The organism is Paenibacillus thiaminolyticus (genome assembly GCF_003591545.1).
Lineage (GTDB): Bacteria > Bacillota > Bacilli > Paenibacillales > Paenibacillaceae > Paenibacillus_B > Paenibacillus_B thiaminolyticus_A.
This window is the reverse complement of record NZ_QYZD01000016.1, coordinates 55,208-80,834: the sequence shown is the minus strand read 5'-3', so window position 1 is coordinate 80,834 and position 25,627 is coordinate 55,208. Positions and strand designations below refer to the sequence as shown.

23 protein-coding genes and 3 pseudogenes are annotated in these 25,627 nt (G+C 48.2%); 7 read left to right on the top strand and 19 right to left on the bottom strand.

Translation table 11 applies throughout. The annotated features are described in order from the left end of the window. Positions 1 to 162: 162 nt before the first annotated feature. Positions 163 to 324: pseudogene (locus DQX05_RS17575) on the bottom strand (SDR family NAD(P)-dependent oxidoreductase); the annotation flags it as partial. Between the two features lie 251 nt (positions 325 to 575). On the opposite strand from DQX05_RS17575, the gene DQX05_RS17570 reads away from it, so the two are divergent. After that, positions 576 to 893 carry a magnetosome magnetite crystal formation protein family gene (locus tag DQX05_RS17570; RefSeq protein WP_119794865.1) on the top strand — a complete coding sequence of 106 codons (318 nt, stop codon included), beginning with the start codon at positions 576 to 578 and terminating at the stop codon, positions 891 to 893. A 204-nt stretch (positions 894 to 1,097) separates the two neighbouring features. Here DQX05_RS17570 and DQX05_RS17565 read toward each other — a convergent pair whose 3' ends face one another. The 3 genes from DQX05_RS17565 to DQX05_RS17555 all read right to left on the bottom strand — a co-directional run bounded on the left by DQX05_RS17565 (position 1,098) and on the right by DQX05_RS17555 (position 2,704). After that, positions 1,098 to 1,832 (bottom strand): thioesterase II family protein, encoded by a 735-nt coding sequence (locus DQX05_RS17565; RefSeq protein WP_119794825.1) that lies wholly within the window; start codon positions 1,830 to 1,832, stop codon positions 1,098 to 1,100. Continuing rightward, positions 1,829 to 2,077, bottom strand: a complete 249-nt coding sequence (locus tag DQX05_RS17560; RefSeq protein ID WP_119794824.1) for a hypothetical protein — start codon at positions 2,075 to 2,077, stop codon at positions 1,829 to 1,831. The genes DQX05_RS17565 and DQX05_RS17560 overlap by 4 nt, the downstream gene beginning before the upstream one ends. A gap of 243 nt (positions 2,078 to 2,320) precedes the next feature. After that, a complete protein-coding gene (locus DQX05_RS17555) occupies positions 2,321 to 2,704 on the bottom strand; it encodes a 3-hydroxyacyl-CoA dehydrogenase family protein (protein ID WP_119794823.1) in 384 nt (127 codons plus the stop codon). 396 nt (positions 2,705 to 3,100) lie between these two features. On the opposite strand from DQX05_RS17555, the gene DQX05_RS17545 reads away from it, so the two are divergent. Continuing rightward, positions 3,101 to 3,490, top strand: a complete 390-nt coding sequence (locus DQX05_RS17545; protein ID WP_119794822.1) for a hypothetical protein — start codon at positions 3,101 to 3,103, stop codon at positions 3,488 to 3,490. A gap of 50 nt (positions 3,491 to 3,540) precedes the next feature. On the opposite strand, the gene DQX05_RS17540 is transcribed toward DQX05_RS17545, so the two are convergent. The 4 genes from DQX05_RS17540 to DQX05_RS17525 all read right to left on the bottom strand — a co-directional run bounded on the left by DQX05_RS17540 (position 3,541) and on the right by DQX05_RS17525 (position 8,088). Next, positions 3,541 to 4,662, bottom strand: coding sequence for a Ger(x)C family spore germination protein (locus DQX05_RS17540; RefSeq protein ID WP_182914802.1), 1,122 nt, complete (start codon positions 4,660 to 4,662; stop codon positions 3,541 to 3,543). Between the two features lie 8 nt (positions 4,663 to 4,670). Further along, positions 4,671 to 5,768 carry a GerAB/ArcD/ProY family transporter gene (locus DQX05_RS17535; RefSeq protein ID WP_119794820.1) on the bottom strand — a complete coding sequence of 366 codons (1,098 nt, stop codon included), beginning with the start codon at positions 5,766 to 5,768 and terminating at the stop codon, positions 4,671 to 4,673. After that, positions 5,761 to 7,227 (bottom strand): spore germination protein, encoded by a 1,467-nt coding sequence (locus tag DQX05_RS17530; RefSeq protein WP_182914806.1) that lies wholly within the window; start codon positions 7,225 to 7,227, stop codon positions 5,761 to 5,763. Before DQX05_RS17530 ends, DQX05_RS17535 begins: the two co-directional genes overlap by 8 nt. 282 nt (positions 7,228 to 7,509) lie before the next feature. Then, positions 7,510 to 8,088, bottom strand: a complete 579-nt coding sequence (locus DQX05_RS17525) for a DNA-3-methyladenine glycosylase I (protein WP_119794864.1) — start codon at positions 8,086 to 8,088, stop codon at positions 7,510 to 7,512. 926 nt (positions 8,089 to 9,014) lie between these two features. Between DQX05_RS17525 and DQX05_RS17515 the strand changes: the two genes are divergently transcribed. Further along, on the top strand, positions 9,015 to 9,758 hold the full coding sequence (locus tag DQX05_RS17515; RefSeq protein WP_119794818.1) for a YheC/YheD family protein: 744 nt from the start codon (positions 9,015 to 9,017) through the stop codon (positions 9,756 to 9,758). Between the two features lie 41 nt (positions 9,759 to 9,799). Here the strand turns inward: DQX05_RS17515 and DQX05_RS17510 are convergent, their stop codons facing one another. From DQX05_RS17510 to DQX05_RS17495, 4 genes are all read right to left on the bottom strand, one after another. Next, a complete protein-coding gene (locus DQX05_RS17510; RefSeq protein WP_259392079.1) occupies positions 9,800 to 10,447 on the bottom strand; it encodes a histidine phosphatase family protein in 648 nt (215 codons plus the stop codon). Between the two features lie 79 nt (positions 10,448 to 10,526). Continuing rightward, positions 10,527 to 11,894 carry a sensor histidine kinase gene (locus DQX05_RS17505; RefSeq protein ID WP_119794817.1) on the bottom strand — a complete coding sequence of 456 codons (1,368 nt, stop codon included), beginning with the start codon at positions 11,892 to 11,894 and terminating at the stop codon, positions 10,527 to 10,529. Beyond that, positions 11,887 to 12,594 (bottom strand): response regulator transcription factor, encoded by a 708-nt coding sequence (locus tag DQX05_RS17500; protein ID WP_119794816.1) that lies wholly within the window; start codon positions 12,592 to 12,594, stop codon positions 11,887 to 11,889. Before DQX05_RS17500 ends, DQX05_RS17505 begins: the two co-directional genes overlap by 8 nt. 69 nt (positions 12,595 to 12,663) lie before the next feature. Next, positions 12,664 to 12,930, bottom strand: a complete 267-nt coding sequence (locus DQX05_RS17495; RefSeq protein ID WP_119794815.1) for an FAD/FMN-containing dehydrogenase — start codon at positions 12,928 to 12,930, stop codon at positions 12,664 to 12,666. Positions 12,931 to 13,020: 90 nt separating this feature from the next. Here DQX05_RS17495 and DQX05_RS17490 point away from each other — a divergent pair, with 90 nt between their 5' ends. Next, positions 13,021 to 14,361 carry an MFS transporter gene (locus DQX05_RS17490; protein WP_119794814.1) on the top strand — a complete coding sequence of 447 codons (1,341 nt, stop codon included), beginning with the start codon at positions 13,021 to 13,023 and terminating at the stop codon, positions 14,359 to 14,361. A 628-nt stretch (positions 14,362 to 14,989) separates the two neighbouring features. Here the strand turns inward: DQX05_RS17490 and DQX05_RS17485 are convergent. Both DQX05_RS17485 and DQX05_RS17480 read right to left on the bottom strand, forming a co-directional pair. Next, the gene (locus DQX05_RS17485) at positions 14,990 to 16,177 is read right to left on the bottom strand and encodes a multidrug effflux MFS transporter (protein WP_119794813.1); all 1,188 of its coding nucleotides are present in this window, start codon (positions 16,175 to 16,177) and stop codon (positions 14,990 to 14,992) included. A gap of 197 nt (positions 16,178 to 16,374) precedes the next feature. Further along, complete coding sequence (locus DQX05_RS17480) at positions 16,375 to 17,781, bottom strand: aminotransferase-like domain-containing protein (protein WP_119794812.1); 1,407 nt, start codon at positions 17,779 to 17,781, stop codon at positions 16,375 to 16,377. Between the two features lie 149 nt (positions 17,782 to 17,930). On the opposite strand from DQX05_RS17480, the gene DQX05_RS17475 reads away from it, so the two are divergent. Beyond that, a complete protein-coding gene (locus tag DQX05_RS17475; protein WP_119794811.1) occupies positions 17,931 to 18,866 on the top strand; it encodes a DMT family transporter in 936 nt (311 codons plus the stop codon). Positions 18,867 to 19,890: 1,024 nt separating this feature from the next. Here the strand turns inward: DQX05_RS17475 and DQX05_RS17470 are convergent. Then, a pseudogene (locus DQX05_RS17470) lies at positions 19,891 to 20,292 on the bottom strand (response regulator transcription factor); the annotation flags it as partial. A 134-nt stretch (positions 20,293 to 20,426) separates the two neighbouring features. Next, positions 20,427 to 21,536 carry an MGDG synthase family glycosyltransferase gene (locus DQX05_RS17465; protein ID WP_119794809.1) on the bottom strand — a complete coding sequence of 370 codons (1,110 nt, stop codon included), beginning with the start codon at positions 21,534 to 21,536 and terminating at the stop codon, positions 20,427 to 20,429. A 173-nt stretch (positions 21,537 to 21,709) separates the two neighbouring features. Between DQX05_RS17465 and DQX05_RS17460 the strand changes: the two genes are divergently transcribed. Continuing rightward, positions 21,710 to 22,579 carry a metallophosphoesterase gene (locus DQX05_RS17460; protein ID WP_119794808.1) on the top strand — a complete coding sequence of 290 codons (870 nt, stop codon included), beginning with the start codon at positions 21,710 to 21,712 and terminating at the stop codon, positions 22,577 to 22,579. A 32-nt stretch (positions 22,580 to 22,611) separates the two neighbouring features. Here DQX05_RS17460 and DQX05_RS17455 read toward each other — a convergent pair whose 3' ends face one another. From DQX05_RS17455 to DQX05_RS17445, 3 genes are all read right to left on the bottom strand, one after another. Continuing rightward, positions 22,612 to 23,181, bottom strand: coding sequence for a YkoP family protein (locus tag DQX05_RS17455; RefSeq protein ID WP_259392078.1), 570 nt, complete (start codon positions 23,179 to 23,181; stop codon positions 22,612 to 22,614). A 90-nt stretch (positions 23,182 to 23,271) separates the two neighbouring features. Further along, positions 23,272 to 23,598, bottom strand: coding sequence for a DUF2785 domain-containing protein (locus DQX05_RS32225; protein ID WP_259392077.1), 327 nt, complete (start codon positions 23,596 to 23,598; stop codon positions 23,272 to 23,274). Then, positions 23,595 to 24,266: an alpha/beta fold hydrolase gene (locus tag DQX05_RS17445; RefSeq protein ID WP_119794807.1), complete on the bottom strand. Its 672-nt coding sequence runs from the start codon at positions 24,264 to 24,266 to the stop codon at positions 23,595 to 23,597. Before DQX05_RS17445 ends, DQX05_RS32225 begins: the two co-directional genes overlap by 4 nt. 191 nt (positions 24,267 to 24,457) lie before the next feature. Here DQX05_RS17445 and DQX05_RS17440 point away from each other — a divergent pair. Further along, positions 24,458 to 25,570: pseudogene (locus tag DQX05_RS17440) on the top strand (GMC oxidoreductase); the annotation flags it as partial. Positions 25,571 to 25,627 lie beyond the last annotated feature (57 nt).

Here is a 25,627-nt window from a genome sequence, read left to right as displayed (position 1 = left end):
ACTGCTTCATCCATCTTCCACCGTTGTGCGCGCAGCCATTTTTCGATCTGTACAGTTTCTATGCGAGCGTTTCCGTTTTTCCCGCATCCACTTTCTCTGTTGACTCGTCACCTCAATCATTTTGCAATGCCTGTGAGACACTCCCATTCATTTACCCTTTCTAAGTATGTTCATAGCCCCCTTCGGCATGCTGTAGGCAAAAACACTCGGGGAAGCCGCTCGTGTGACAAACGACGAAATCTTGATCATTCGCCCTCCATTATTGAGGCCCGGCAAAGCATGCTGGCTTACAAAAAACGGTGCTTTGACATTTATGCTCATGACGCCCCCGGTTACTATCGCAATTTTACCTTTCAACTTGCTCATTGCCTCATCTCCTTGTGTGGAATTCACTTTAGTTATATCACAAGGAGGGTTTTGGAATGTTGCTCTCTCATTCGGACCGATCCTCCACTTTTTTGAAATCTTACAATTTCATAAGCCTCTTGAAAGCTGGATCGATTAGTTTGCAGGAGTCTTCTCCTGTATATTTAAGCCATGGAACAACAACGACAAACTTGCTTGAGGTGATAGATATGAACGGAAACAAATTAGTATCTGCTCTGTCCTACTGGAGTGTTCTCTTTGCCCCGATTTTATTCCCGATTATTGTCTGGATTGTCGGAGACGCTGAGAGCAAGAGCCATGCCAAACGAGCGCTGTGGACGCATATTCTTCCTACGGTGACAGCTATTGTAGGGTTTTCCGCGTTAGGAATCATTAGCATGAGTGTGCGGGAGGTAGAGGTAACCCTGGGGATTGGCTCGGTTATCACCGTCGCGCTGTGCGGTATCATTAGCGTATACTTCTTCATTTGGAATATTGTCAAAGGGATTCAAGTGATCAAATCATAACTATGATCACATAAGAGGGAGATGCCGGCCGGCATCTCCCTCTTCCCTATTTCGAACCAACATCTTAATCATGGTCAATCGGACTGTCCCCTTGTTCCAGTCCGCCGGGATGTGGTAATCCAACGCTTCCGCGTAGAAATTTCCCGCTAAGCTGCCAATCCTCAGCTTGCCTTCATAGCACATCAAATACTACGTTCACGCACATCACCCTCTCGAATCGTTCGTGCTGCCATGTCCCAGCAGCTTGCGGTTAACCAGCATACAGATTTGATCCCATACTTCATGAATGAAGAAATGCCCGCCCTGAAATGGATGATATTCAAATGACCGCTTGCTATATTGCTTCCACTCCAAAATATCGGGCAAATTGACATATTGATCCTCATGGCTTAGAAAAAAGACAATATCCCCATCCACCGGCTGCGGCTTTCCGCTCAACCGATATTGTTCGATCATCCGGTAATCATGCCTCAGAATCGGCAGGAAAAGCTTCAGCAGATCCTTGGATTCGAAGAACTGTGCCGGTGTTCCGCCTATCTTGCGGATTTTTTCCAAAAATTCCGCATCAGACAGCTTGTGCATAGGCTCTTCGTTATACTTCAGATGGGGCGGTATGCGGCCGGATAAAAATAACGCCGCCGGCTCCGGCAGTCCGGAAGCCCGGGCAGCGACTGTGAGCTCATAGGCTAAGCCCGTTCCCATGCTATGACCATATACGGCATACGGACGCTGTACAATTGAAGGACGCATCTTGTCCAACAAGTCCTGGACAGCTTCCGCGACATTCGCGTGAAAGGGCTCCCCCATTCTTCGGCCATGCCCTGCCAATTCCAAAGGATGCAGCTTGATTCCCGGGTCAAGTTTTTCAACCCATTTGCCATAGATGGCATGCGCGGAGCCGCCGGCATAGGGAATGCAGAACAGATCGATCATGCTCATACCGATCTCTCTTCACATTCGTGCTTATGTTGGTTAATTTGCTCCAAGACCCCGGCCAGGGTCGAATTTTTGGTAAGCTCCAGCTCCGTGTCATACTCAACGCCAAAGAGATGCGTCACCATCATCACATCCAGTGAATCGAATCCAGGGGAGAGCAAGCTGTTATCTTCCGATGCTCCCTGCAGCAGCTTCGCGAACCCCGCATCCTTGTTCAATATCTCTACTAGATCTGCCAATCCCGCCATGCACGTCACTCCTCTGTTTCTGTATATTTTAAAAGACAATGTCCTCACTTAAAACCGACGCCAAACCCGCTCGGCATCTATCGCTCACCTCCGTGCTCCATCGGGAAGCATCCATCACCACGGAGACCGCCATCGCCGGCACCTGCCGCCGGAGGACAGCTACGGCAACAAACTGGTTGATTCTGTTCCCTATTGTCAGCCTTTCCACAGATGGAGCAACGGTGCGCCGAACGATTTGTTAAGCTAGTGCGCCAGGACCAGCGAACGGACGACGGTATCCAGCCCGATCAGATCCGCCGTTTCCAGGGGGCCCATTTTATGGGCATACCCTTTCTTGAACATCAGATCGATCTGCCTTGGCTCCGCCACCCTCTCCTGGACCAGGAACGCCGCTTCATTCATGAATAAATGAGACAACCGGTTGGACACGAAGCCGGGAGAATCCTCGACGAGAATCTGCTGCTTTCCGATGCTTTTGATAAGTTCATCCGCCGATGCGATCGTCTCCTCTGAAGTGTGGAAGCCGCGAACCGTTTCCACGATTTCTTTGAGCGGCAAGGGATTCATGAAGTGCATACCGATCACCTTGTCCGGCTTGTCCAACTCCGTTATGTCCCAGTAACCCATAAATTTCGCCTTCCTGCACACTGAAGCTAAGGTTATCGTTGGCAACGGTCTTCGCACTTTTTTTACCGGAAAAAACTTTGGTCAGGTTCTGAACATTGTGGTCTGTTCGAAGCTCACGATGAGCATTGAGAGGGTGAAGCTAGGAAGAAAAGTGATAAAAATAAAAACGGATGCTAATGATTAGCGTTGCCCGTTAGGGAAGTCCTTCCGATGCTGTTCTTTTCAAAAGATAACACATAATAGTAGAGTATACCATTATATATTTGATAATAATATATTTTAGTATACGACGCAGAACAGTTTCCCCTAAAGGCTAATGGAACAAAGCCCTCCTTCCGATAATAGAACCATCGCCCAATTCCAATGAATGGGGGCATCGGGAAAGGAGAATTTAATATGCGTATTGATTCCAACTATCGATTTCCGTCTTCAATGCAACGGAAAACTCAAAATAATGATTTATTATTTGAAGCCGTCCTGAAGGATGCGGCAAAACAGGAAGAAGAAAAACAAGAGGATAAAAAAGGGAAGCTCGTTACCACTCGCGAAGGCGCCTATATCAGGCAATATATCGTCAGACCCGATGGCAGCAGAGTGCTGCTAAGCGAGACACGACAATCCGTTGGGACAGATGACATGGGAAACGATCAGAATCTGCCTGACAATGCCCCCCTTGTGCAAAGCGGAATAAGCCAAAGCACCAAAGAAATCATCGTTCTGCTAAATTTCCAGGCTGGCGCAGGCATACCGTTCTCGGTCTATAAGCAGGAAGAAAAATTAGATTAACTTGCCAGTCAGCGCTAACAAAGCAGCCGATCCGGCTGCTTTGTCGCCCTTCAGTACATGATTCCGTGGTTCACAATTTCTACTTTTACGTTAGGGACAAACTCCACCTTCGCGTAATCCTCATTCCAGTTCAATCTTCTCCATGTATTGGGATAGTAAGCCATGATTCTTCGGCCGATTCCGAACCCGTCATGATGGTCCTGCAGCATTTTCTCCGTAATCGCCCGCGCTCTTTTCGTCAGTTCTTCCGACAGTTTCTTATCTAACTTTTCCACTCTTCGCCGATCATTTAAATGATCCTTCGGGTACTCGATTGCGGTTACTTTTATTTTCAAATCCAGCGTCACTTTAATAGTTCGGTTGCCTTCAACATACACTTTCATCTTCCGTTTAACTTTTTGAAAGTCCATCGCTATAAATTGTTCCGGGCTTTGTTTTTCCTCCTCGTTGACTTTAAGCGTCAGGCTTGCAGTCTTGGCTAATTTGTTGGCCATGAGAAGGTACAACAATGAATCCTCTGATTTTAACGTGCCAGTCATTTTATCTCCTTGAAATATGGCTATCCCGGAAACCTGAGGATTCACCTCATTATGAGATATATACGGGACAGCAAAATCAGCGCCCGGATCCAACATGGGAGGGCGTATCAGTTGAAGATTAACCGCGGGTACAACGGTTCTATTCTCTGCGCTTCGGATCAGGTTGTTGTAATGCTCGCCAATCGATTTTGAACCTTTAAGCTTCAGATTGATCTTATCATGAGCTTTCCCCTCAACGACAGCAACCTTGGCATTCAGCGCGCTTCTAGGATCACGGTATAATACATCGAGAAACGGATAAATGCCTTGTCTCGCCAAGGCCTCTCCGATTAGAATCACACGGAGCTTGGAGGCCGATAATCTGCCGGATACTTCCCGGTCAATCATGTCCCGGGTATGTCTGCTTGTGTAGCCGGTCTTTGTATGAATTTCGCTCTGCTTCTTCATTCCGGTCTCCGAACCGGTTTGCGAACCGCTCACATCAAGTATTGAAATGGTAGACTGAAGCTTCCCATCGGGATTCAAATCTAATCCGACAATATATGCAATTCTGTCATCCTTCAGCATTTGCTGATCCCAGCAGCCCGCAAGCAGCGTTGCCATAACGCAGGCTTCGAAGAAGATGATCGCCATTCTACATCTCATCCCGTACTCCCCCTTGCTTCCTTTACCTTGAACACAACGGAAATCATGAGTAGAACGAATGGTATCCCAAGTACAAACACATAAGTTACGTTGGATAAAATTCTTCCATATTCTCTAATCAAGAGCGGAGATTGAAAGAACAGGGAAATGACAAAGGCAAGCACCACCACGTAAGGAGCCGCCTTCCTGTGCTGCGCCTGAAAAAGACTGGCTCCCCCCCTGGATGCCAAAAACATATAACCTATGCATGAGGTGGTCGCCACGACCACCCACAAGGAGAGGAAATAGAGGTCCGCCCGCTCAATTATACTAAAAGATAACGCCTTAACCATGTAAAGCAACGGTTGAGGAAGCAGCTCCAATTCCGGAGGACTAAATACAACAAGACTGGTAAGTATCACAAACGTATACATCAATGTGGTGAAAATAATTGCAAAGGTCGCAGCCTTTAATTTGACAGTATTGCTTCCTTCCACGAAGGGATAGCACACCAACAAGATTTCATACCCCGCAAAAGAATTTACGGCCTCATGCACTCCCTTCCCTATTTTCCATAGGCCTTCCTGTCCCACTGGCAAAACATATAGGAAGTTAACATTGGTGTACGCAAATGCTGCAATGATAATCACCGCAAAATTGCAGAAGAAGACGATTACAAAAAAACGGGCAATCGTTCGCAAGCTCTCCCGGAGCAAATAAAAGCATACGCCTGACATGATACTCATGACGATCCATTTGGGCGTATCGATTAATACCCATTCCCGCAGCGTATCGCTGAACTGTATAATGATAAAGCTGGATACAGAAATAAAATAAGCGGTATATAAAAATTGGATACATTTTCCGATATATTTGCCCAACAGCACAGGCAAGTAATCATAGAGCGTAAGCGATGGAAACCTTCTGCCTAAACACCACATGATGAAAATAAACAACTGAGCAAGCATCCCCGCGAGAAGTACGGATATCCATGCATCCCCTTTCGCCGCACCATGTACCTTGCTTGCAAGACTTAATAATCCGATACCAATTTGAGTCTGGGTAATCAAAAACACAAGCTGCCCCGGCGTAATTTGATCCTTGGCGCTACTCATCGGTCTGCTGACCCTCCCTTGATGATCGCTCCTGAACTAGTTTTTGCGGAGTTGAATCGTTCGATCTCTGATTCAACATCCATTGCGGAAGCCGGATAATCATATCCTTCCAGTCCTTCAATCGAAACGGTGCGACGGGTGCAAAATAGGGCGTCCCGAACGATTCCAATTTACATAAATGGATGAGAATGATCAGTAAGCTGAAGACAATCCCGATGAATCCGAATAAGGAGGCGGCAATCATGACGGGGAAGCGCAGCATGCGGACCGACGCACTCATCTCATGGGAAGGCACCACGAACGAAGCAATCGCCGTTAAAGCGACGACAATGATCATCGCGTTCGATACGAGACCTGCTTTGACAACGGCATCTCCGATGACGAGACCGCCGACGATTCCAATCGTCTGTCCCACCGGCCCAGGGAGGCGAATCCCGGCTTCGCGAAGCAATTCGACCGTCAGCTCCATGAACAGCGCCTCCAGTATCGGCGGATACGGGATATGCTCGACACTGCTTTTTATGGGTAGCAGCAAATCCTGGGGGATCACTTCGTAATGAAAAGAAACCACCGCAATATAATAAGCCGGAAGAGCGATGGCGATTACAAAGCTGAAGACCCGGATCAAGCGGATGAACGACCCTTGAAGAGACCGAAAGCTATAATCGTCCGGCGATTGATAAAAGGAAAAAAAGGTCGCAGGCAGGATTAAAGCCGTTGGGCTTCCTTCGGCCATGAGGGCGACTCTGCCTTCCAGCAGATTCCCGATGACCCGATCCGGTCTCTCCGTATGCAGCAGCTGCGGAAATGGCGAAAAAGATGCATCTTCAATATATTCTTCGATAAATTCGGAAGCGGTAATATTGTCGGCATCGATATTTTGGATTCTCCGATCGACTTCTTCAATGAGGCCGGGATTGGCCAAATTGTGCAAATAAACGATGACCGCCTCGGTTTTGGTTTCATTCCCGAGCTTATAGCGCCTCACTACCAAATTCCGATTTTCGATATGTTTCCGAACGAGTTGGAGATTGATGCTGATATTCTCCACGAAGCCTTCATGTGAACCCTCCACGATTTTCTCATTGTTCGGTTCGGAGACGTTTCGATTATGCTCCGCTTTCACCTCGATGACAAAGCATTCCCTCTTCCCCTCGATAAAAAGTACTGCATTTCCTTTTACCAGTAAATCAATCACTTTCTCAAGATCATCATGTTTATTGGCACGCATGGCGAGTAATATATCTTCTAGATCTTCGTCTTTATTATGAGAAATGGGTTTTATGATTTCCTCGCGGATTTTGTTCTGGTCGCACATCGTGTGCAGAAAGAGAAACTCGCTCGTGTGTCCTGGGATGGAAACCTTTTGGCGCACGAGATCATCCGTATGAAACAGGGCCTCTCTTAAATAATGAATGTTCTCCAGAACGTTCGGGTATACCGGTTGGGGAGTTAGCACAGACTTTTTTGATTTTGGTTTGCTCTTTCTCTGATTGTTGTTGAATAGCTTATGCAGCAAGCCCACAACCCTGCCTCCTTATCACGTATGATAGCTACACTGTAGAATCCCCCTAAATTTGTTCAAATATCCATGTTCCAGGAGAGAAGGTGCAAAGGAAAACAAAAAAGCGGAACTGCGTTATCACGCAATCCCGCCAAACATCTTTCTCTATGTACTTGGCATCAAGCCACCATGCAGCTATTTCCCGTCCATGCGCCATGCTGCTGACTCTAGCAATCCTTATGGATGAGCTTTCGGATGAGAAGGATGACAGAAGCATTCCAACGTATGGTCATTTACCATACCTACCGCTTGCATATAAGAGTAACAAATCGTGCTTCCTACAAATGTAAATCCGTCTTTTTTTAATCTTTTGGACATTTGATCGCTGATTTCATTGGACACGGGGACTTCCTTTACCGTTTCCCAACGGTTCACGATAGGATGGTTATCAACAAAACTCCATATATAACCGGAAAATGAGCCGTACTCTTTTTGAATCCGTAAAAAAGATTTGGCATTCGTGACGACGCTTTGAATTTTCAGCTTATTGCGAACAATTCCTTTATTCTTCAGTAAGGATTGCAATTCTTCATCGGTATAATGAACAATTTTTTCCGCATCGAAATGATCAAAGGCTGTCCGGTAATTTTCTCTTTTTTGCAAAATCGTCCACCAGCTGAGCCCCGCCTGCGCTCCTTCGAGGCACAGCATTTCAAATAAGATTCGGTCGTCGTATACGGGAACACCCCATTCTTGATCATGATACTCCCTATATAATGGCTCACTTTCCTTTACCCATGCGCATCGCTTTATCATTCGCATAATCCCCTCTCCTCTTCATTCCATTTTGGGAGCACACGGCAAATTGAGGGTCCGGTAGACGGGTCACGCCTCGACCGTCAGATCCAATAACCGCTCAAGCTGTTCCTTTACAGGGGATGCCTCCTTTTTTGCCGCCTGAAGCCGGCTTCGGTCCGGCAGCTCGTTAATTCTCTAACTCTCTTTATCGTAAATGGCAGTGATGTGATCCCATATATCGTTCAAAAATGCTTCTGCAGCCTGGTTCAATACTTATCCTCCTTGTTCGCCATTCTATCTTCCATACGGACCGAGTTCGTACTGTCATTTAAATTGTTCCGGATTGCTGATATTTACATTATCGTACCGGCACACGACTTCATCAAGCCCGACTGGAGCATCAAAATCAATGGAGTGCCATGGATTCATATCCGGCGGACAAAGCTAACCTGGAGCTTCATTTCCGTAATATTAAAGACCATACTTCTTAACGTCCCCATCCCGCTTGAATAAAAGTGGCAGCATGGACCATACGGATATGGAGTGGACAACAAGTTCTTTACCTTTTCATCATTCATATATCAATTATCATCATCCTCTTGTGTGCGGTCGCTGCTTTCCCACTTCATAATGGCTTCCTTCCGCCACATGGATATCAAAAATCATCGGTTCTTTCTGAACGTTAGATTTCACATCTTACCACCTCTCCGGGATAAATTTATTGGTCTAACATCTTCAATAATCAACTTGGTGCCGTTTCGTCTTAGCATTATAAAAAATTTAGTCTATAGCCTCCTCCTATGACGCCATTGCCGTCCCAATAGGTTGTTGTCCACTCCGAATCGGGGACACCGTCATACATTGATAGCACATAATCGAATCCTAGTCCTTGTAGTAACTATCAACCAGATACAATCAATTTATTGGAAAAGGGTGATGCTTGTTTGCCTGCTCAACATGTATTTAGCAAATGGAAAAAGACGCGCGTGCTGCAAAACTCATCGTTGAAGCGTTACATCCCCGAGACCGCCGTATACAATTCCAGCAGCTTATCGGATATGCTGAACCGTTACAATATGGTGTATGTGAAGCCGGACAAAGGTACTCACGGGAAAGGTGTCATGCGCGCGAAAAGACGCTCCAAAGGATCGTTTGAGCTGAGAGAAGGAGTTTTAACCAAAGTGTTCCCTTCCGTGAACCAATTGCACGCCGGCATCAAGTCCAGAATCGGGAAGCGGAAGTATTTGGTGCAGAAGGGCATTCAGATGATGAGCCACCGGGGGAGAAAATTCGATCTCCGGGTCTTGGTTCAAAAAAATCTGAACAATAACTGGGAAGCCATGTCCATCTTGGGGCGCAAGGCAGACGCCAATAAGATTGTCACGAATGTCAGTAATGGCGGGTCTATGGAATCGCTGTCTACCCTGCTGCGTCCTCATATGAATAAGGCCTCCATCCGCAAGCTGCGCCGCGAATTGAACCAAATGGGATTATCGGCAGGCAAACGATTAAGTAAAAAATATCGTGGTCTAAAACAGTTGGGACTCGATATCGCCCTCGATAAAAACATGCAGCCCTGGATTCTGGAAGTGAACACAAGCCCAGCCATATATGTCTATCGTACATTCAATCCTTCCGCCTATCGCCGGATTCTGCGTTATGCCAAAGCGTACGGCCGATTCAAGTAAGCCGCGAAGGAGAAAACAAAAAGAGGACGCCTGCAGATAAACTATCGATCTGAGGCGGCTTTCATAAACTCTTCCAAGCTGATTATTCGTATAACATCATAACCATTCCCCTGCCCTTTGGGTTTGATTACGGCCGTTCCCATATACGGAATCTCGCCAATCGCCGTTCCGGCAGGAAAACTGTGTCCGATTATGATTTGATTCAATCCGCGAGCGGGAGCGGTTTCCAGCATTCTTGTAAAGTTTGCAACAATGTTTTGCTTTTCTTCGGCCGACACATTTTGATTGCTTACTTTTGCAATGTCAGCTAGAAGGGGAACCACTTTGACGTTCTGGCTGCCGAATGCAATCCGGGCCGTGTCCCGAGTGCGGCAATAAGGACTCGCCCATACGGGATATTGAATCGGTATGTTTAATTTGTTCATGATCTGGCCGATCGCCTGAGCCTGCCTTTTGCCAAGCTCGCTCAGATTTCTTTGCGTTCCGCAGTCGTCAAAGATCACATGCGGCAGATCTTGGCCGATCGTCGCTTCGCCATGCCGCATATACAGGATATAGCCGCCGTTCCGGAGTGCCTCAACGATCGATGGCTTCTCAGCTTCAGGCAAGTGGCCGGCTTCAGTGCGGTACCCGAACAAAAGCAGCAACATGACTACGAGGGGTAGCAGCAACATTTTCTTCGGGAGCATGTTTGTTACAACTTCCTTTCAGAACAGTTTGTTCAAACATGCTTTATTCTCTCTCCAATATGTTACTTTATGCCCTTAACTATTGCTTGGGAAGACGAATAGTGAATTCGCTGCCTTGGCCAACCGCGCTTGTGACTTCAATACTCCCTCCATGCGCTTCGACGATTGCTTTGACGATGGCCAGCCCGATCCCGGCTCCGCCGGTCTTGCGATTCCGGGATTTCTCGCCCCGATAAAATCGTTCAAATATATACGGCAGCTCCGCTGGATCAATGCCTGTTCCGGTATCCGTAATGGTGACCTTCGCATAAGATGGCTCTTCCGATATGACGAGACGGATACTGCCCTCGTTCGTATACTTGTATGCGTTATTGAGCAGATTCACAAAAACTTGAACGAGCCTCCCGTAATCGCCGCTTAAAAACACGTCATGGTCTTGCTGTATATCCATTGAAATATTTTTATTTTCGAACTGGCCGGTTACCGTTTTTACGGAATCTTCGATCACTTCATTCAGGCTCACTTCATGCTTTTGCAGCTGCAGCATCGGATTCTCAGCCGCCGTTAATTTTTCAAGATCATGGATGAGCTTCACCAATCGAATCACTTGCTCATGGCACACCTCCAGCTTATCAGGCGTCGCCTGCCACACCCCATCCTGAAAAGCTTCGATATGGCTTTGAATCGTAGTTAACGGAGTTCGTAACTCATGAGCGATATCCGCAGTCAAATTTTTGCGCAGCTTATCCTGCTGCTCCAGAGCATCTGCCAGATGATTCAACGCCAAGCCCACCTCGTCGATTTCGGTTGTCGGGTTCGCCAGGGCAACCCGAGAGGACAAATCTCCTGTTCTCATTCGGGTGGCAATCTGTTTGATTCGCATAAGAGGCCGGCTTAGACTGTTCGCCATAAAGACGCTGAAGAGCGAGACGCCCACGATCACGATCAGAAGGGCACCCCATAATAAAGAGTTAAACAACCGCAGGAACTCTTGATTTTGAGAGGCAAAAGCGCTTTCGATTCCTTGAATTTCGATCATGCCGATTTTTTGCCCGTTTTTCATCATATCACGGGAAAAGATATTATCTTGGTCGCTGAATCCTGCTTCCATACCTCCAGGAGAAGTATGCATCATCATTCCCATGCTGCCCGTATCCCAGATCAATCGGTTCGTCGCATCGTAGATTTTGACGTTATAATTACGGTGCATGGCTTGATGGGAAATCTGCATGAGGGAACCCATCGTCCACCCGCCTGCTTCCACGTTGTAGGAGGCCTCCAAATCTTTAATTAGCATGTCGGCTTCTGCTTCCTGCTGCTTCTTCATATACTGGCCGAAGGCAAAAGTCATGACTAAATAGACAAGGAGCGTAATCGTCAGCAGAGACGTGAGCGCTACCCCGATATGCGATAACAACAGCCTTTTCCGAAGTCCGCCCTTATTCATCCGGATTCACCTGGAATTTATAACCGACCCCAAAAACCGTCGCAATAAAATTCGGTTTTCTCGGGTTATCCCCAATTTTCTGGCGGATGTTCTTAATATGAACATCGATCGTGCGCTCAAATCCTTCAAATGTGTCCCCTTGGATAAGGTTGACGAGTTCCAAACGGCTGAACGCTCGCTTGGGATGCTTCGCCAGAAGCTCAAGCAACTTAAACTCAATGGGTGTGAGTGAGACAAGTTCTCCCCTGACTTTCACTTCATGCCGCTGCGAATCAATGGTCAGATGGTTGTTGCCGAAGGAAAGAGACTTGTCTGGCTGCGATGCGACGGGAAGCTGCGATCTTCGTAACAAACTAATCACGCGAACGACCAGCTCTCTGGGGCTGAACGGCTTCGTAATATAATCGTCGGCGCCGATCAGAATTCCATTCACCATATCATCCTCACTGCTTTTGGCGGTCAGCATCAGGATGGGAACGTTGGATGTCTTACGGATGGTTCTGCAGACTTCTTCGCCGGATATGTCAGGCAGCATCAAGTCCAATATGATCAGGTCAGGCTGCAGATGCTCGAATAGACTCAGCGCCCCCTTCCCGGTATCTGCCTCATACACCAGATAGTCATTTTTCTCCAGATAGGCTTTAATCACCTGAAGGATATCCGCCTCATCATCCACAATCAAAATTTTTGCACGGTCCATACGTATCAACCTCACCATATATACAAAGATAGGCCTAGCGATATTCGCGAGGCCTATCATAGCACAGTATTAATTGAAATTCATCATACTGCCGCGCCATTGAGAATTGTTCATCATTCCCCGTCCCGTGCCATTGCCATTGTGGCAGCTATTATACATCTGCTCAATTTGTTGATCCGAGAGCTCGGGATGCATTTGCTTCGCGTGCGGCAGCATCTGTTCAAAGAAGCTGCGGTCGTCGCCGGTATTGTTATCGGCTGATGCTGCATATACGCCAGCTGTGCCAATTCCCATAACCAAGACCACGGTTGTTATGCCTAGCCATACTTTTTTCATTTAGTATCTCCTCCCTATGGTTATAATATAAAGGAGAGTTATGAAGAACGTATTTGCAAGTTGTGAAGAAGTTATAAAGGAGCTTTTTCGGTGATCCACAAACAGGCATTGATATACGGCATCATGAACACGACAATATTTATACCTTATTTCATTTTCATTGCTTTGGGAGATCATTACTCTATCACTCTAGGCGGCTGGCTTCCGCTTCTGCTGTTCTATTCCTTCAAGTATACAGGAACGTATCTGCTGAATATTATAGGCACCCGAACCCAATCACGCGATTTGCTCACCCGGCTCCTGCTGTTGTCCGTGATCGCATGCTGCAGCGGTGTTTTGGCACCGCTCTCCTCTTATTGGCTTGAGCTGTCCGCTGTCCTGTTGGGTTTGTTTTCCAGCCTATTATTGCCGCTCTATACGACAATCCGGTATCATGAACGCGAGGAACATCAGCATGGCATGAGCGCTAAGCATTATGTTTGGGCTTTTTTGTACGTAATTCTGTTGATGATCTTATTAGTGCTTACGCTGACAAGCATATATCCCCATATGGCCTTTATGATTTATGGAGCCGCTTTGCTTATCTGTTTCCTCGGTCTGCGGGAGCTGCCGCATTATGAAGTTGAAGTCCAGACAGGGTTGACGTTTAACCGCTATTCATTGTTAGCGTTCGTCTCGCTTAGCGTCCTTCTCTTTGCGGCCAAAGGAATCAGACAGACGAGCTACCTGAGCTTTGCGGAGTTGATGTTCATCGGAACAGGCATCACGGCGGCTGTTCTGCTCCTTATGCTGCGGAAGCATAAAGTGATGCTGAAGCTGTCGCCCAGCATACGTTATTTTGCGTTTATGCATGGCATGACAATGAACTTTTATGTGTTGTATGGCACCTTCTACGCATTGTCCCGCTATGGGAAGCCATTTTTAATGTATGGAGTCTATCTGCCCTACTTTGCAGGAAATATCCTGTCGCTGCTTTTTGGCGGAATTGTGTTGCGCAAGCTTACTAGACATTCCTTGCTGCCTCTGTTGGTCTCAGGCTGCCTGTCTGGATTGCTGCTCTGTCTTGTTCCCCATGCTCTGCCGCTGGGAGGCGTCATTGTGGGGTTCTGTGCCTCCAGGCTCGGCATTTTGTTGAATCGCTGGTCTTATGGCTTCAGCATCGATCAGAAGGATTCCAGCATCGTTACACGCAGCCGGTGGTCCATGCTGGGGAGTGCGGTCGGGCAGATCAGCCTCGTTACGCTTCTTATGTCGATCGCCCTGCTATGGCATCTCCCGGTGCATGACACGATAGTGGACATCTCCGGACAAGGGCTCCTCCACAGTCAGAGCCTGATCCGCACTGTGCAGGCCGGGGGGATTATGATGCTGAGCTGCATAAGCGCTCTATTCGGTTATGGTCTATGGAAATATAGAACCTTTTTAACTTAGCGCTGTTAGCAGCCCCCTGAACGTTCCGGCAAGCTCATTTGGTAGCATCATACATCTGGTGCTGAGCAGTTTCAACTTCAGAAGCTGGCTCGCCAGCGACAATAAGCGATAATGAGCTTGACCTTACGTTGAATAACTGAATATCTGCAGTGAGACAGCCCCCCACCCTTCTTCTTGCAGCACGGCTTGCGCGAAAAACTGCAATAATACAGCATTTCCTTGGGGCGATCACTCCATCAGAGGAATTCCTGCAAAACTGCAGGAATTGAAGCCATGTCAGCGGATAGAAAGCAAAAATCGACGAAAATGATGCACTTTTACAGGATTGGCATCAGATAGCAGCTGAACTAGTGAAAATTCCTGCATCTGTGCAGGATTCGCTGCCTCCTCCCTCTTCGGCCACTCGCCCCGCCGCTGCCTCCCCCACCTTAATGGTGTTTTTATGTAGAAAAGGGGGTTCTTGCATAAGAAAAGGGGTTGCCCCCAAAGTCATTGAAAATGACTCGGGACACCCCTTAAAAATGTAAACCCTAACTCAGCCTTTTTTGAATTTTGCGGCCATCCTAACAGGTAGAAAATACTACCTATGAGCCAGCCCCTTCTTCGTTACTTATTCAATTCTCCAAAATTACTTCGTTCGGAGTCTCGCCACCTTGCGGCTGACCAGGAGCATCATAAGAGCCAATACGAGAAAATACGCAGGCATGGTGACTAAGGACTCATTATGCAAGTAACTCATGCCGCTCGTAATCAGGCTCACCACCACATAGTAACCTAATCCGAAAATCGCGCCCGCCGTACCAAGCACATCGCCATATTGGACGAGCGCCAGGCTCAGGCAGTTCGGAATCGCCATGCCTATTCCCAGCAAAAGGATAAAAATGCAGGCGACCATAAGAACCAAGAATATAGCGGACCGGCTTATTCCATACAGAGCCAGTCCCGTAAGGCATATAGCCCCGACAGCCGTCACGGTACAACCCATCAGAATAATTCGTTCTGCCGGAAAGCTGGCGACCAGTTTTTTCGACAACATCGCCCCGAATATGGAAGACATCGCGACTAAAATACCGAAAAAGCCGAACAGCCCCGGGGTCATCCGGAAAAAGTCAATAAAAATGAATGGCGCTTCGGCATAGTAGCTGAACAGTATCCCATTGGTGGCGCCGATGAGAAAACCAAAGGCCCATATCCTTCCGTCCGACGCGAGGCGCTTCGCTACCGCCAATGTGCTCACCTTCGCCGTGGCGGACACTCGTGTCTCAGGCAGAGCCGCCAGCGTGTACATAAAGATAGCAATGCTCATCACAACCAGTGTGGCGAACACCGCCCGGAAACCAAGCGCTTGATCCACCCATCCGCCAATCAAGGGCCCGATTGCAGGCGTGAAGGCCAGCGCTGCGGAAATTTGAGCAAACACGGCATGACGCTTGGCTCCATCGATACTCTCCCGCAAAATGGTCTGAGTCACGACGGAACCGGTACTTGCGCCAAAGGCCTGGATGAAGCGGCTTGCCAATAACCATTCAGCCGAAGGAGACAGATAACAGCCCAAGCTTCCGGCTCCATAGACGAAGATTCCCCACAGCAATGCGGGTCTCCGCCCGATGGAATCCGAGAGCCTTCCCCAGCAAAATACGCCGCAGGCGAAACCAAGAAAGTAAATGCTGAGCGTCAGTTGAATCATGTTGCCGCTTGCCTGCAGATGATGAGCGATATCCCGCAAGGACGGCGTATATATCGTTTCGCTAATTTGCGGAAAACCGACTAAAACAATGAGCAACCATAATGATGGCGTTGAGATTTTTCTTTGCACTGCGAATATCCCCCTATAAATTCGAAAATCTCGATTCGCGGCAAAGAAATTACGGGATCGGGGGTTTGCATTTGCACAATCTGGAAAATGAGAGCATAACAGTTCACCTTTATCTTATAGGGGGTTAAAGCATATCAAGCATTATATCAAGTTTCCAGGAAACTGACAATCTGTTCACAGAAGAATGGATTAGCCGGTCATCGCTTCTGGATGCGCTGCGCAACGTCCGCAAGCCGTTGAATGCCAACGCGCAATTGCTCTTCATTCACCAAGGAATAGCATAGCCGAATCCACGATTGCATGTCATGAAGCGGATCGCAGATTTGACCGGGAACGAAGGAAATGGATTGCCGTGAGCTCTCGTGGAATAACGCGGCCGCCGGAACGGTATCCGGAAGCTGAAGCCATATATTAAGCCCCCCCTTGGGACTGGTCCATCGCCAATCGATAGGGGCTGCTGCCAGTTCTGCCTCCATAATGTCTCTTCTAATCTGTAGAGCGATGCGCAATTTTTCCAGATGCTGCTGCATCCGTTCCGACTGAAAATAATGCAAAAATATTTTCTGCGTCACTAACGGGGTTCCGTTATCAGCCAGCGCCTTGGCCGCAATTAGAGGCTCAATGACCGGATTGCGTCCAAATACGGCGCATATTCGCAAGCCTGGGGCCACATATTTGCTGAAGCTGCGGAGATATACGACCCATCCTTCGGTATCATACGTGAATAAGGGCTGCGGCGGACGTTCATCAAAATAGATATCGTAAAACGCGTCGTCTTCAATGAGCACGCAACGATACCGTTCAGCCAGTTCCACCAGCAGCTTGCGTTGATTGGTTGGCAATGTGTACCCCGTTGGATTATGGAAAGTTGGGTTCATGTAGAAGAATCGAGGCCGATGCTGCTTCATCAGCATTTCAACCGCGTCCACATCATAACCTTCCGGAGAAATCGCTACGGGAATCAATCTGGCTCCCTGTGCCCGGAATATATCAAGGGCCGCACTGTATGTCGGCTGCTCCACCAAGATCGCATCCAGCGGGCGGATGAAGATTCTCCCAACCAAATCGATCGCTTGCTGCGAGCCTGTGGTGATCAACACCTCGCTTGGTTGCAGATGAATCCGGAAATGGCGCTTGAGATACTGACAAAGAAATTCACGCAGCTCTTCATCCCCCTGCGGGGTGGAATAGGTCCCCATTAGCTTCGGGTAGATGTCAAATACCTTCTTCACGTACTCGGATAGAAACAGATTCGGCAGTAAATTCGGATCGATCACCGCTCGGGAAAATTGATAGGAAGCCGTTATCTTATGAATGTCGGACAGCTTGCTGTTCAACTGCACCGCGGAGGAAACGGCCGTCAGTTGCTCATCATGCCCGTCAGCAAGCTGGCTTCCGGCTTCGGGGCAGACATAATACCCCGATTTCTCCTTTACATATGCTTTTCCGTTCTGCTTCAGCAGTTGGTAGGCTTTGAATACCGTCAGCCGGTTCACCCCCAATTCCAGGGCAAGGCAGCGAATCGAAGGAAGCTTGTCATGTGCGCTCCATTCCCCCCGTTCCATTCGCGTTATGATGTGATCGTACACTTGTCTAAAAAGCATGCAGCCCCTCCCCCTGTCGAGGTTGTTCAAAAGTCTGTTCAAACAAACTTCTCGATAGTATTGTACCTCAATCCGCTCCCATCTGTTCTATCGGCATACATCTGTTCTATTTCTGCCCGTATAACATGATGGGAAAAGGAGGAGCACTTATGATCATCTTGAATTACTTACTTGTCTGTCTTATCTTTGGCACAACTTTTCTCGCCATCAAAATAGGTGTCGATGTCTCTGCCCCGCCGTTTTTATCGGCAGGACTACGATTTCTCATCGCGGGGGGGCTGTTATTCGGCTGGATGGTATGGAGGAAAAAAGCCAGTCTTTCGCTCCTGCTGCATAAAGATATGCTGCTTACCGGTATCGGGCTCACTTTCGGCACCTTTGCCGCCTTGTATTGGGGCGAGCAATTTGTCCCTTCGGGTGTCGCTGCCGTTTTATCGGCCACAGGGCCGATGATGATTCTGGTCCTGCAAATGATCATGCTGCGTCAAAAGCCTGCCGGCCGTTCTCTGCTTGGCTGCCTTATCGGATTATTCGGCGTCTTCCTGATCATCGCGCCAACCATTACGTTAACTGCCAGTATCGGGCTGCTCATTGGCAGCATTGTCATTATTACCGGCGAGGCATTCTATTCATGGGGCGCGTTGTACTCCAAACGCGTTACGCAGCGTTTCCCGGAGGTGTCGCCAATCGCGCTTAATGCGGCGCAGATGATATATGGCGGATTATTGCTACTCTTGCTGTCTGCTTGCACAGAGCCGTGGCATGTCCAGAGCCTGCTGTCCGCGCAAGCGCTCGGCTCCCTGCTCTACCTGATCATTATCGGTTCGATGATCGGGCACAGCCTGTTCTACTGGCTGGTGGCCAAGACGGGTCCTGTCTTCGCCTCTACCTGGCTGTATGTATCCCCTTTGGTTGCCATTGTCATCGGTGTCCTGCTCTATGGAGAGTCGGTTACCTGGCTTACAGGAATCGGTGCCGTCACCGTCATTGCAGGTACCGTGCTTGTCAATTGGGACAGCCTGCATCAGTTATTCCGGAAGCCGCAGAGGGAAGAGGCGGCACTTCAGGAGGCTCACTCCCGATAGAGCTCCATTGTCTACCCGGCATGTTGGTGTCATCACGGCAAATTCTCCCGTCAAATAGCCTCCGGCAGCGTGAACGGATTCCCGGAACGCTGCCGGCAGCAAAAAAAACCGCATTAATGCGGCTGGTGGAACCCCCCTGTTTTTTACGAAGGGGTGGAGATGTCCATCTACCTAATCAAAACTTGGCACTCAGAGCGCTTTAAGTCGATTTTTTCTACTGAGAGACGAGATCCACGATATAAAAAATGAAGTCTTCAGGAAGCATCATTGCCTTCTGGAGGCATCATCGTCTTCTGGAGGCATTGTTGCCTCCTGGGGCTTGAACGTGTGGAGGGAATTGCTGCTATTTTACAGGAATTTCGGCTCAATGAGTCCACATTCCGGGGAATTGCTGCAAATCTACATCATTTTAGGCCCTTTTGCTTCAAGCCGATGCGAAACGGGTGAAATTCCTGCAGTTTTGCAGGATTCCCTTTCTGGTAAAGTCGTCCATATCGAATTGCTGTATTTTCACAGGATTTCGCTTACCGAATAGGTGTAGAAATCGTGCAGTTTTGCAGATTTAGCTTACCGAATAGGCGTGTCTGGAGAAATCGTGCAGTTTTGCGGATTTCGCCTACGGGATAGACGTGTCTAGGGAAATGGTGCAGTTTTCAGGCCGTTGGAAAACCCCTGTTTTTTACGAAAGGGCGGAGATTGTCCATTTTCCTACTCAAAACTTGGCACCCATAGGGTTTTAAATCGAGTTTTCCTACTGAGAGACGTGATCCGGACTTTCTCAACAGCCTGATTAATGCAGCTTTTTGCAATATATGACCGGCTTCCCGGTGATGCAGTTTAGTCATTCAAATAGGTCATTACTCTGTTCTAAATCAGCTTGCTCACTTCTTCCGCCGGCTTTTGTCCGCTCATGAATGCTAGTAATTCTTCCATGGGGATTCTTAAAATTTTTGCATCCGCATGGCTAGTTATCCCCGCTTCCTCAAGCATTCTCTTCAGGTGAGGGATTCGCTCATCTACCCGTAAACCCGACCTTATTCTGCGTAACTTCGTTGCACCGGAGAATCCCCAGAGCGGTTGCGTTCCCTCTTCTTAATGCGGCTTCCACCCGTTTCTTAAGAATATTGAATGAGAAGGGCTTTGTGATATAATCATCAATTTCCAGCTCAAAGCCTTTGATTTCATCGCTCTCGTCGGAGAGAGCCGTCAACATGAGAATAGGCAATGAAGGCGATTGTTTTCGTATCATTTTACACACACTGTAGCCGTCCATAGGCAGCATCACGTCAAGCAGAACGAGATCATACTCGTTATTTTGGAATAATCGAACTCCTTCCACCCCATCGTCCGCCACATCGATCTTGTAATTTTGAGCGATTAAAAATTCTGTAATCAATTCCTGAGTATCAAAATCATCTTCAATCACTAATATTTTGCTCATGCGCCACCTCTCGGTTCAACATTATATACGAATCAATTATTCAAATGATCATGACAATTCACGTACACCAACTCTTTGGGGACGCCGCATCAACTCTTGCATTCCAACTCCTGCTCCTACTACGGCAGCTTGAGCACATGACGAAGCGTTGATCGCAAATCCGAAATTTGCCGGCCGTATTCATTCATTTGTGCCGTCAGACGCTCCATCACCGTGTGATTCCATAACAGCTTGATTTGCTTGTCCATCGTCTCTCGTGCCCAATCCTTCACATGAACGATCAATTGTTGCTGCAGCAGACGCAGAAGATTGATTTCTTCCTGTCCGGGCAAGGCATGGTAGACGAAAATCGGCACTTTTTTATACAGACATTCGCTAATCGTTACTCCCCCCGGCTTGGTCAGTATCGCGTCGGCTTGATTATATAAATCATTCATTTCCGCTCTCGATTCAATATAGGGCATCGGAACAATGTTGGGGCAGTTTTTCTTCTTCAGATGGCGATAGAGAGCTTTGTTCTTCCCGCACAGTACGATATAACGTACTCCCTCTGCCTTCCCGATAGTGCGGCACATCGATTTCATGACCCCAGCGCCGAGATTTCCCCCTGTAATCAATACCGTGATTTCGGAATTCGCTTGCTTCCGTCGCGGACGCAGGGCGGTGAATTGGGGATGCAGCGGTATGCCGGTTACGAAAATATGCTCGGCTTGAACGGAACAACTCGTCAACCAAGCCTTGACATGCGCATCCGGAACGAAATGATAATCGATTCCGTCCCTCCCCCACACATCATTGACAAAAAAATCGGTATACACATTGATGACCGGAATGGCAAGCAGCCCGTTGCATTTCAATCGATCAAGCAAGTAAGACGGCAGAGCATGAGTGCACAGGATGCAATCCGGCTTCTTTTCCCGTATCAATTTTTGCATCGCTTTCAAAAATATCATCTCATAAAGCCGGTAGCGCCTCTTGTTGTGGATCTGGCCGCCGCAGTTTTTTCGGTACATCCAGCTGTAAGTGACCGGAAGGAAGTGAATCCATTTCAAATAAGTCGAGGATACCAAGCCTTCCACACGTCTGCCGTAGCTGTAGTCTAAAATATCAATGATTTCGCATTCGATGGACGGATCGATCGCTGTCAAATGCTCCACCAGCGCATCAGCCGCTTGGTGATGTCCCATTTTGATTTGCAAGAAGGGCAGTAACAGAACTTTTGTGGCCATGTGATTTCCTCCGCTAACCAAGCTTCCTCTCGAATGTTTAATTTGCGCGAAATCACCGGCCGTCATGCATGAAGCCCTGAATCGAACTCGGAGTACAGCCCCGCTCCATGAATTACCGCAGACATGGACCTGCCGATTTTTATATACTGGTATATAGAAAGGAGTTTTAAGCTATGCTATTATTTTTGTTTATCGCAATGACCTTGGCTATGCTGGGATGCCTTTTATATAAAGCCTATCTGAATACGCAGCAAGTAAATATGAATAAGATTAGCTTGGCGAGCAGCGCACAGAATCAGTCCGGACAGGACATTCATGTGCTGCATTTATCGGACATGCATCTGGAGAACATCTCGATTACGCCGAATCAATTATTCGACAAGCTCGCAGATGAACAGATTGATCTCATCGCTCTTACCGGCGATTTTCTCGATCGGCCGCGCTCCATACCGAAGCTGGTTCCCTATCTGGAAGTGCTGAACCGCCTGCAACCGAAATACGGTATGTACGCGGTGTTCGGGAATCATGATTATGTGCTGATGGGGGCAGACTTTGCTTCGTTACAGCAAACCTTAGAGCAGTGCGGTTGTAAAACGCTGCGGAACGAGAATGCCGTCATTGACATCAATGGAACGCGGCTGAATATTATCGGGATTGATGACTCCAGCACGGAACGGAGCGATCTTGCCGCCTCCTTCCATGGAATCGGGAATGGATACCGCCTTGTGCTTACGCATGATCCGAATATTGTACTGAAGATGAGACGATATTCATTTGATTATTTGCTTTCCGGTCATTTTCATGGAGGACAAATTCATTGGCCGAAGCCGTATCATTTGGCGGCTATGGGCGAGCTTGTCGGCATGAATATGATTAAAGGGCTGCATGTCCATGACGGGAAGCCATTCTATATCAGTGAAGGCTTGGGTCAGACCGGAGTCAATATTCGCGTTGGCAGCCGGCCTGAAATCACGATCCACCGCTTGCCGGTGGCATCATCCGCATCGCAAATACAACAAGAACAGACTCTGGCGGCCATGTAGCCATCAGAGTCTTTTTCCATTACGAAGCAAGATTACGTTTTGGGTGCCCCGTATCTTTCCAGCAATGCATGTTTAGACATGAATAAATAAGCTGGCGTTTGTTTTTTGATATGCTTGACGGGATCGCTCGCGGAAAAGAAGTAGATCGGCGTCATGGTTACGTATTTGAGCCCTTTATAGACGGCGCTGTTGATCGGTATCGTCTCAAATCCTAATCCGCTTGCTCCCCGGTTTAACATCGTTATCCCGATAATTCCTTTAATATCCTCTGTTTTGGGATGGTTCCCCACATATTCGGCAAGGTCAGGCAGCGATTTTTCAATGAGACGGTACAAAAATTTTCCCTTTCGAAGCTCGCCCTTGATCAACAGCATCTTGTTCAACAGCAGGACATTATGCAAATGAATCTTTAACAAGGTATCGCCCCTTGTGATCAGGGTTCCATCGGAGAGGAGCACCCTCTTGCCGCGGAAGGACGTAAGCCTGACTCGAAATGCGCTCCGCTTCCCGTCTTGCTGCACAATGCATTTCAGCCGGGTGCACGCATAATAGATCGGATCAATGATATTCCAGATGGATAAGACAAACGATTTTATCCACATGAGCGGTTCCCCTTTACTGAAGATACATTTATTTTATCGAGGCAGGGCGGTAATCATCCGGCGGAAAGTCATATTCAACCATGGTAATTTTCAGTATTGCTTCGTGAGCGTTATACGTGAGCGCGATACAGGATCAGCAGCTTCGCGATCAAAAAACACCGCCCTTATTGGACGGTGGAGGCAAACGAGTTCAATTGTGATTCGGCGGCAACAAGCACAGGCGCAAGACCATTCCTGCATTCCAGCTTTCTTCTGTAATAAAGGGAGCGCACCATGTTTTTGCTGTTCACCTGGGCGAAGCCGGCCCTCTGCATCGCATTCCGGACACTGCACCAGTTCCGTCAAAGCATCCGCCGCGTGGGCGGCGCTGTGAGCCCAGCCTCCTTCATTCACATAAATCATCCGTTGCTCGCTCACTTCCCCATCCCCTGTAACATAATTAAGATCTCTTCAATGACAACATCCGGCTCATCATGATGAATATCATGCCCGCTGCAGCAGGCTATTCGCTGCTTGCTAGACGCGGACCATCGCATGAATTCGGCTTGCAGCTTCTGCTCCACGGCCAATATGGCTTGAGCTGGCCATTCCTCCCCGCTGTCATCCGGTAAGCCCCTTGTAATAATGGCGAGAGGAATGCTGCTTGTCCGGGCATGCTCGGCGACCTGGCGGTAACTCTCGACCTTATCGATCTTCTCCCGGTTCACCATTGGATTTTCGTAATATTCTCGGTTGCCGGCTATCAGATGCTCGGGCAACACCTTTTCATAGGCTAGCTCCTTAAATTCGGGCGCAGCATCCACCAAGACGATGCCGCATATGGACTGCGGATATAGGCTGGCATACAATCGGGCGACCAAGCCCCCAAAAGAATGACCCACCATCAGATAGGGCGGTTCCATATCAATCGCCACCAGCAACGCGGACAGTTCCTCGGCCAGATCCAGGCAAGTCCGCGGTACGGGCGCCGCTTCGCTCCTGCCAACGCCAGCCCTGTCATAAGACAAGGTAGACGTTACCTGCGATATCCGGTGCTGGACCTCGTTCCATGTCCCGAAGCTATCGCCAAATCCGGCCTCACGCATCTTCCCTTCTCCTATACCCTTTCATAGAGATAATTAATGCTATTAATTATTTGCTATATTATGGCATCTTCTAACGGATGTTATCTAATTCTCCAATATTCGTAATAATCCTGCATCCGATAAGCGCTCCAGCCATACATTCTTGAGCGAATGGTCAAAATAGGCACATTGGACAGCGCAAAGTAATATTAATGGAAAGGGCGACGGGATTTCCAAGAATTATCGATTACAATGATCCCACTACTCCCTTGGGTCCATTCACGCGCTGGCAATTGTTCCAAAAGCCGAATGGTCAACGGGAAAGCGCTTCGATGGCATTCCTCTCTTCTGATGTAGTAACGCCGGCCGGCCGGGGCGTTCGCGGGCGCAAGCTGACAATACGTTATAAGACAACCGCGCTCCGCATCCTCTTTGCCCGTAAGCGGGCGATTGGAGTGGAGTATCTGCAAGAAGGCAAATGCGTTCGCGCATACTCACGCAAAAAGGTCATTATTTCCGCTGGCATTAACAGCGCTCAGCTTTTACTATTATCCGGCATCGGACCAGCCACTGAGCTAAAGGAAGCCAGTATCCCCGTTATTTTCAACAATCCCAACGTAGGGCTGCGCTTACGGAATCACACGTTAAATTTTGCCGTGTTCTCCACGAATCACAATGATCGCGCATTGCCTGCGAGTGATCCCGATGCCCTGTATACCGGCGGAGCCTTTTTGCCTGATCCAACGGGCGCAGATCCGCATCGCCACGCGGTTCAACTGATCGGTATCGGTTCCGGCGACATGTTAAGTATTGCAATCCTCTGTTTACGTCCGAAAAGCCGCGGATCGATCACGATCCAAAATAAAGACCCGCCGACCATCGTGTTGGCTGATGAAGGTTTCCTCGCCAACCCGGATGACATGGAGTCCGTTAACAACATTTATTAAATATATATTAGAAGTATCGCTTCGGAACTGTCGCGAATTGATCCCTCCTACCAGCTGATTTCGCCCGATCCAGCTACGCTGGACAATGCTGAACAGCTTGAGGCCTTTATTAGAGACAATTTCGATCACAATCATCATCAACAAGGTTCACTTCGAATGGCTCCATTACGAAAAGGCGGCGTCGTTGATCGCACAGGCAGCGTTCACGGAATAAAAGACTTAATCGTTGCTGACGCTTCGATCATTCCAATTACGGTAGACGGCAATACGTCAGCAACCGCATATCTTATTGGGTACACTATTGCGCGACAATTGACCCGCAAAGGGTTGGGCCGAAAAGCACGGCTTTCTCAAGAAATGGAGTGGGAAGAAGAATAACGATCGGGAAGGAGAGCCGTCTTCTCCAAGCTCCGCATGAATCCGGACCCAGCGGTG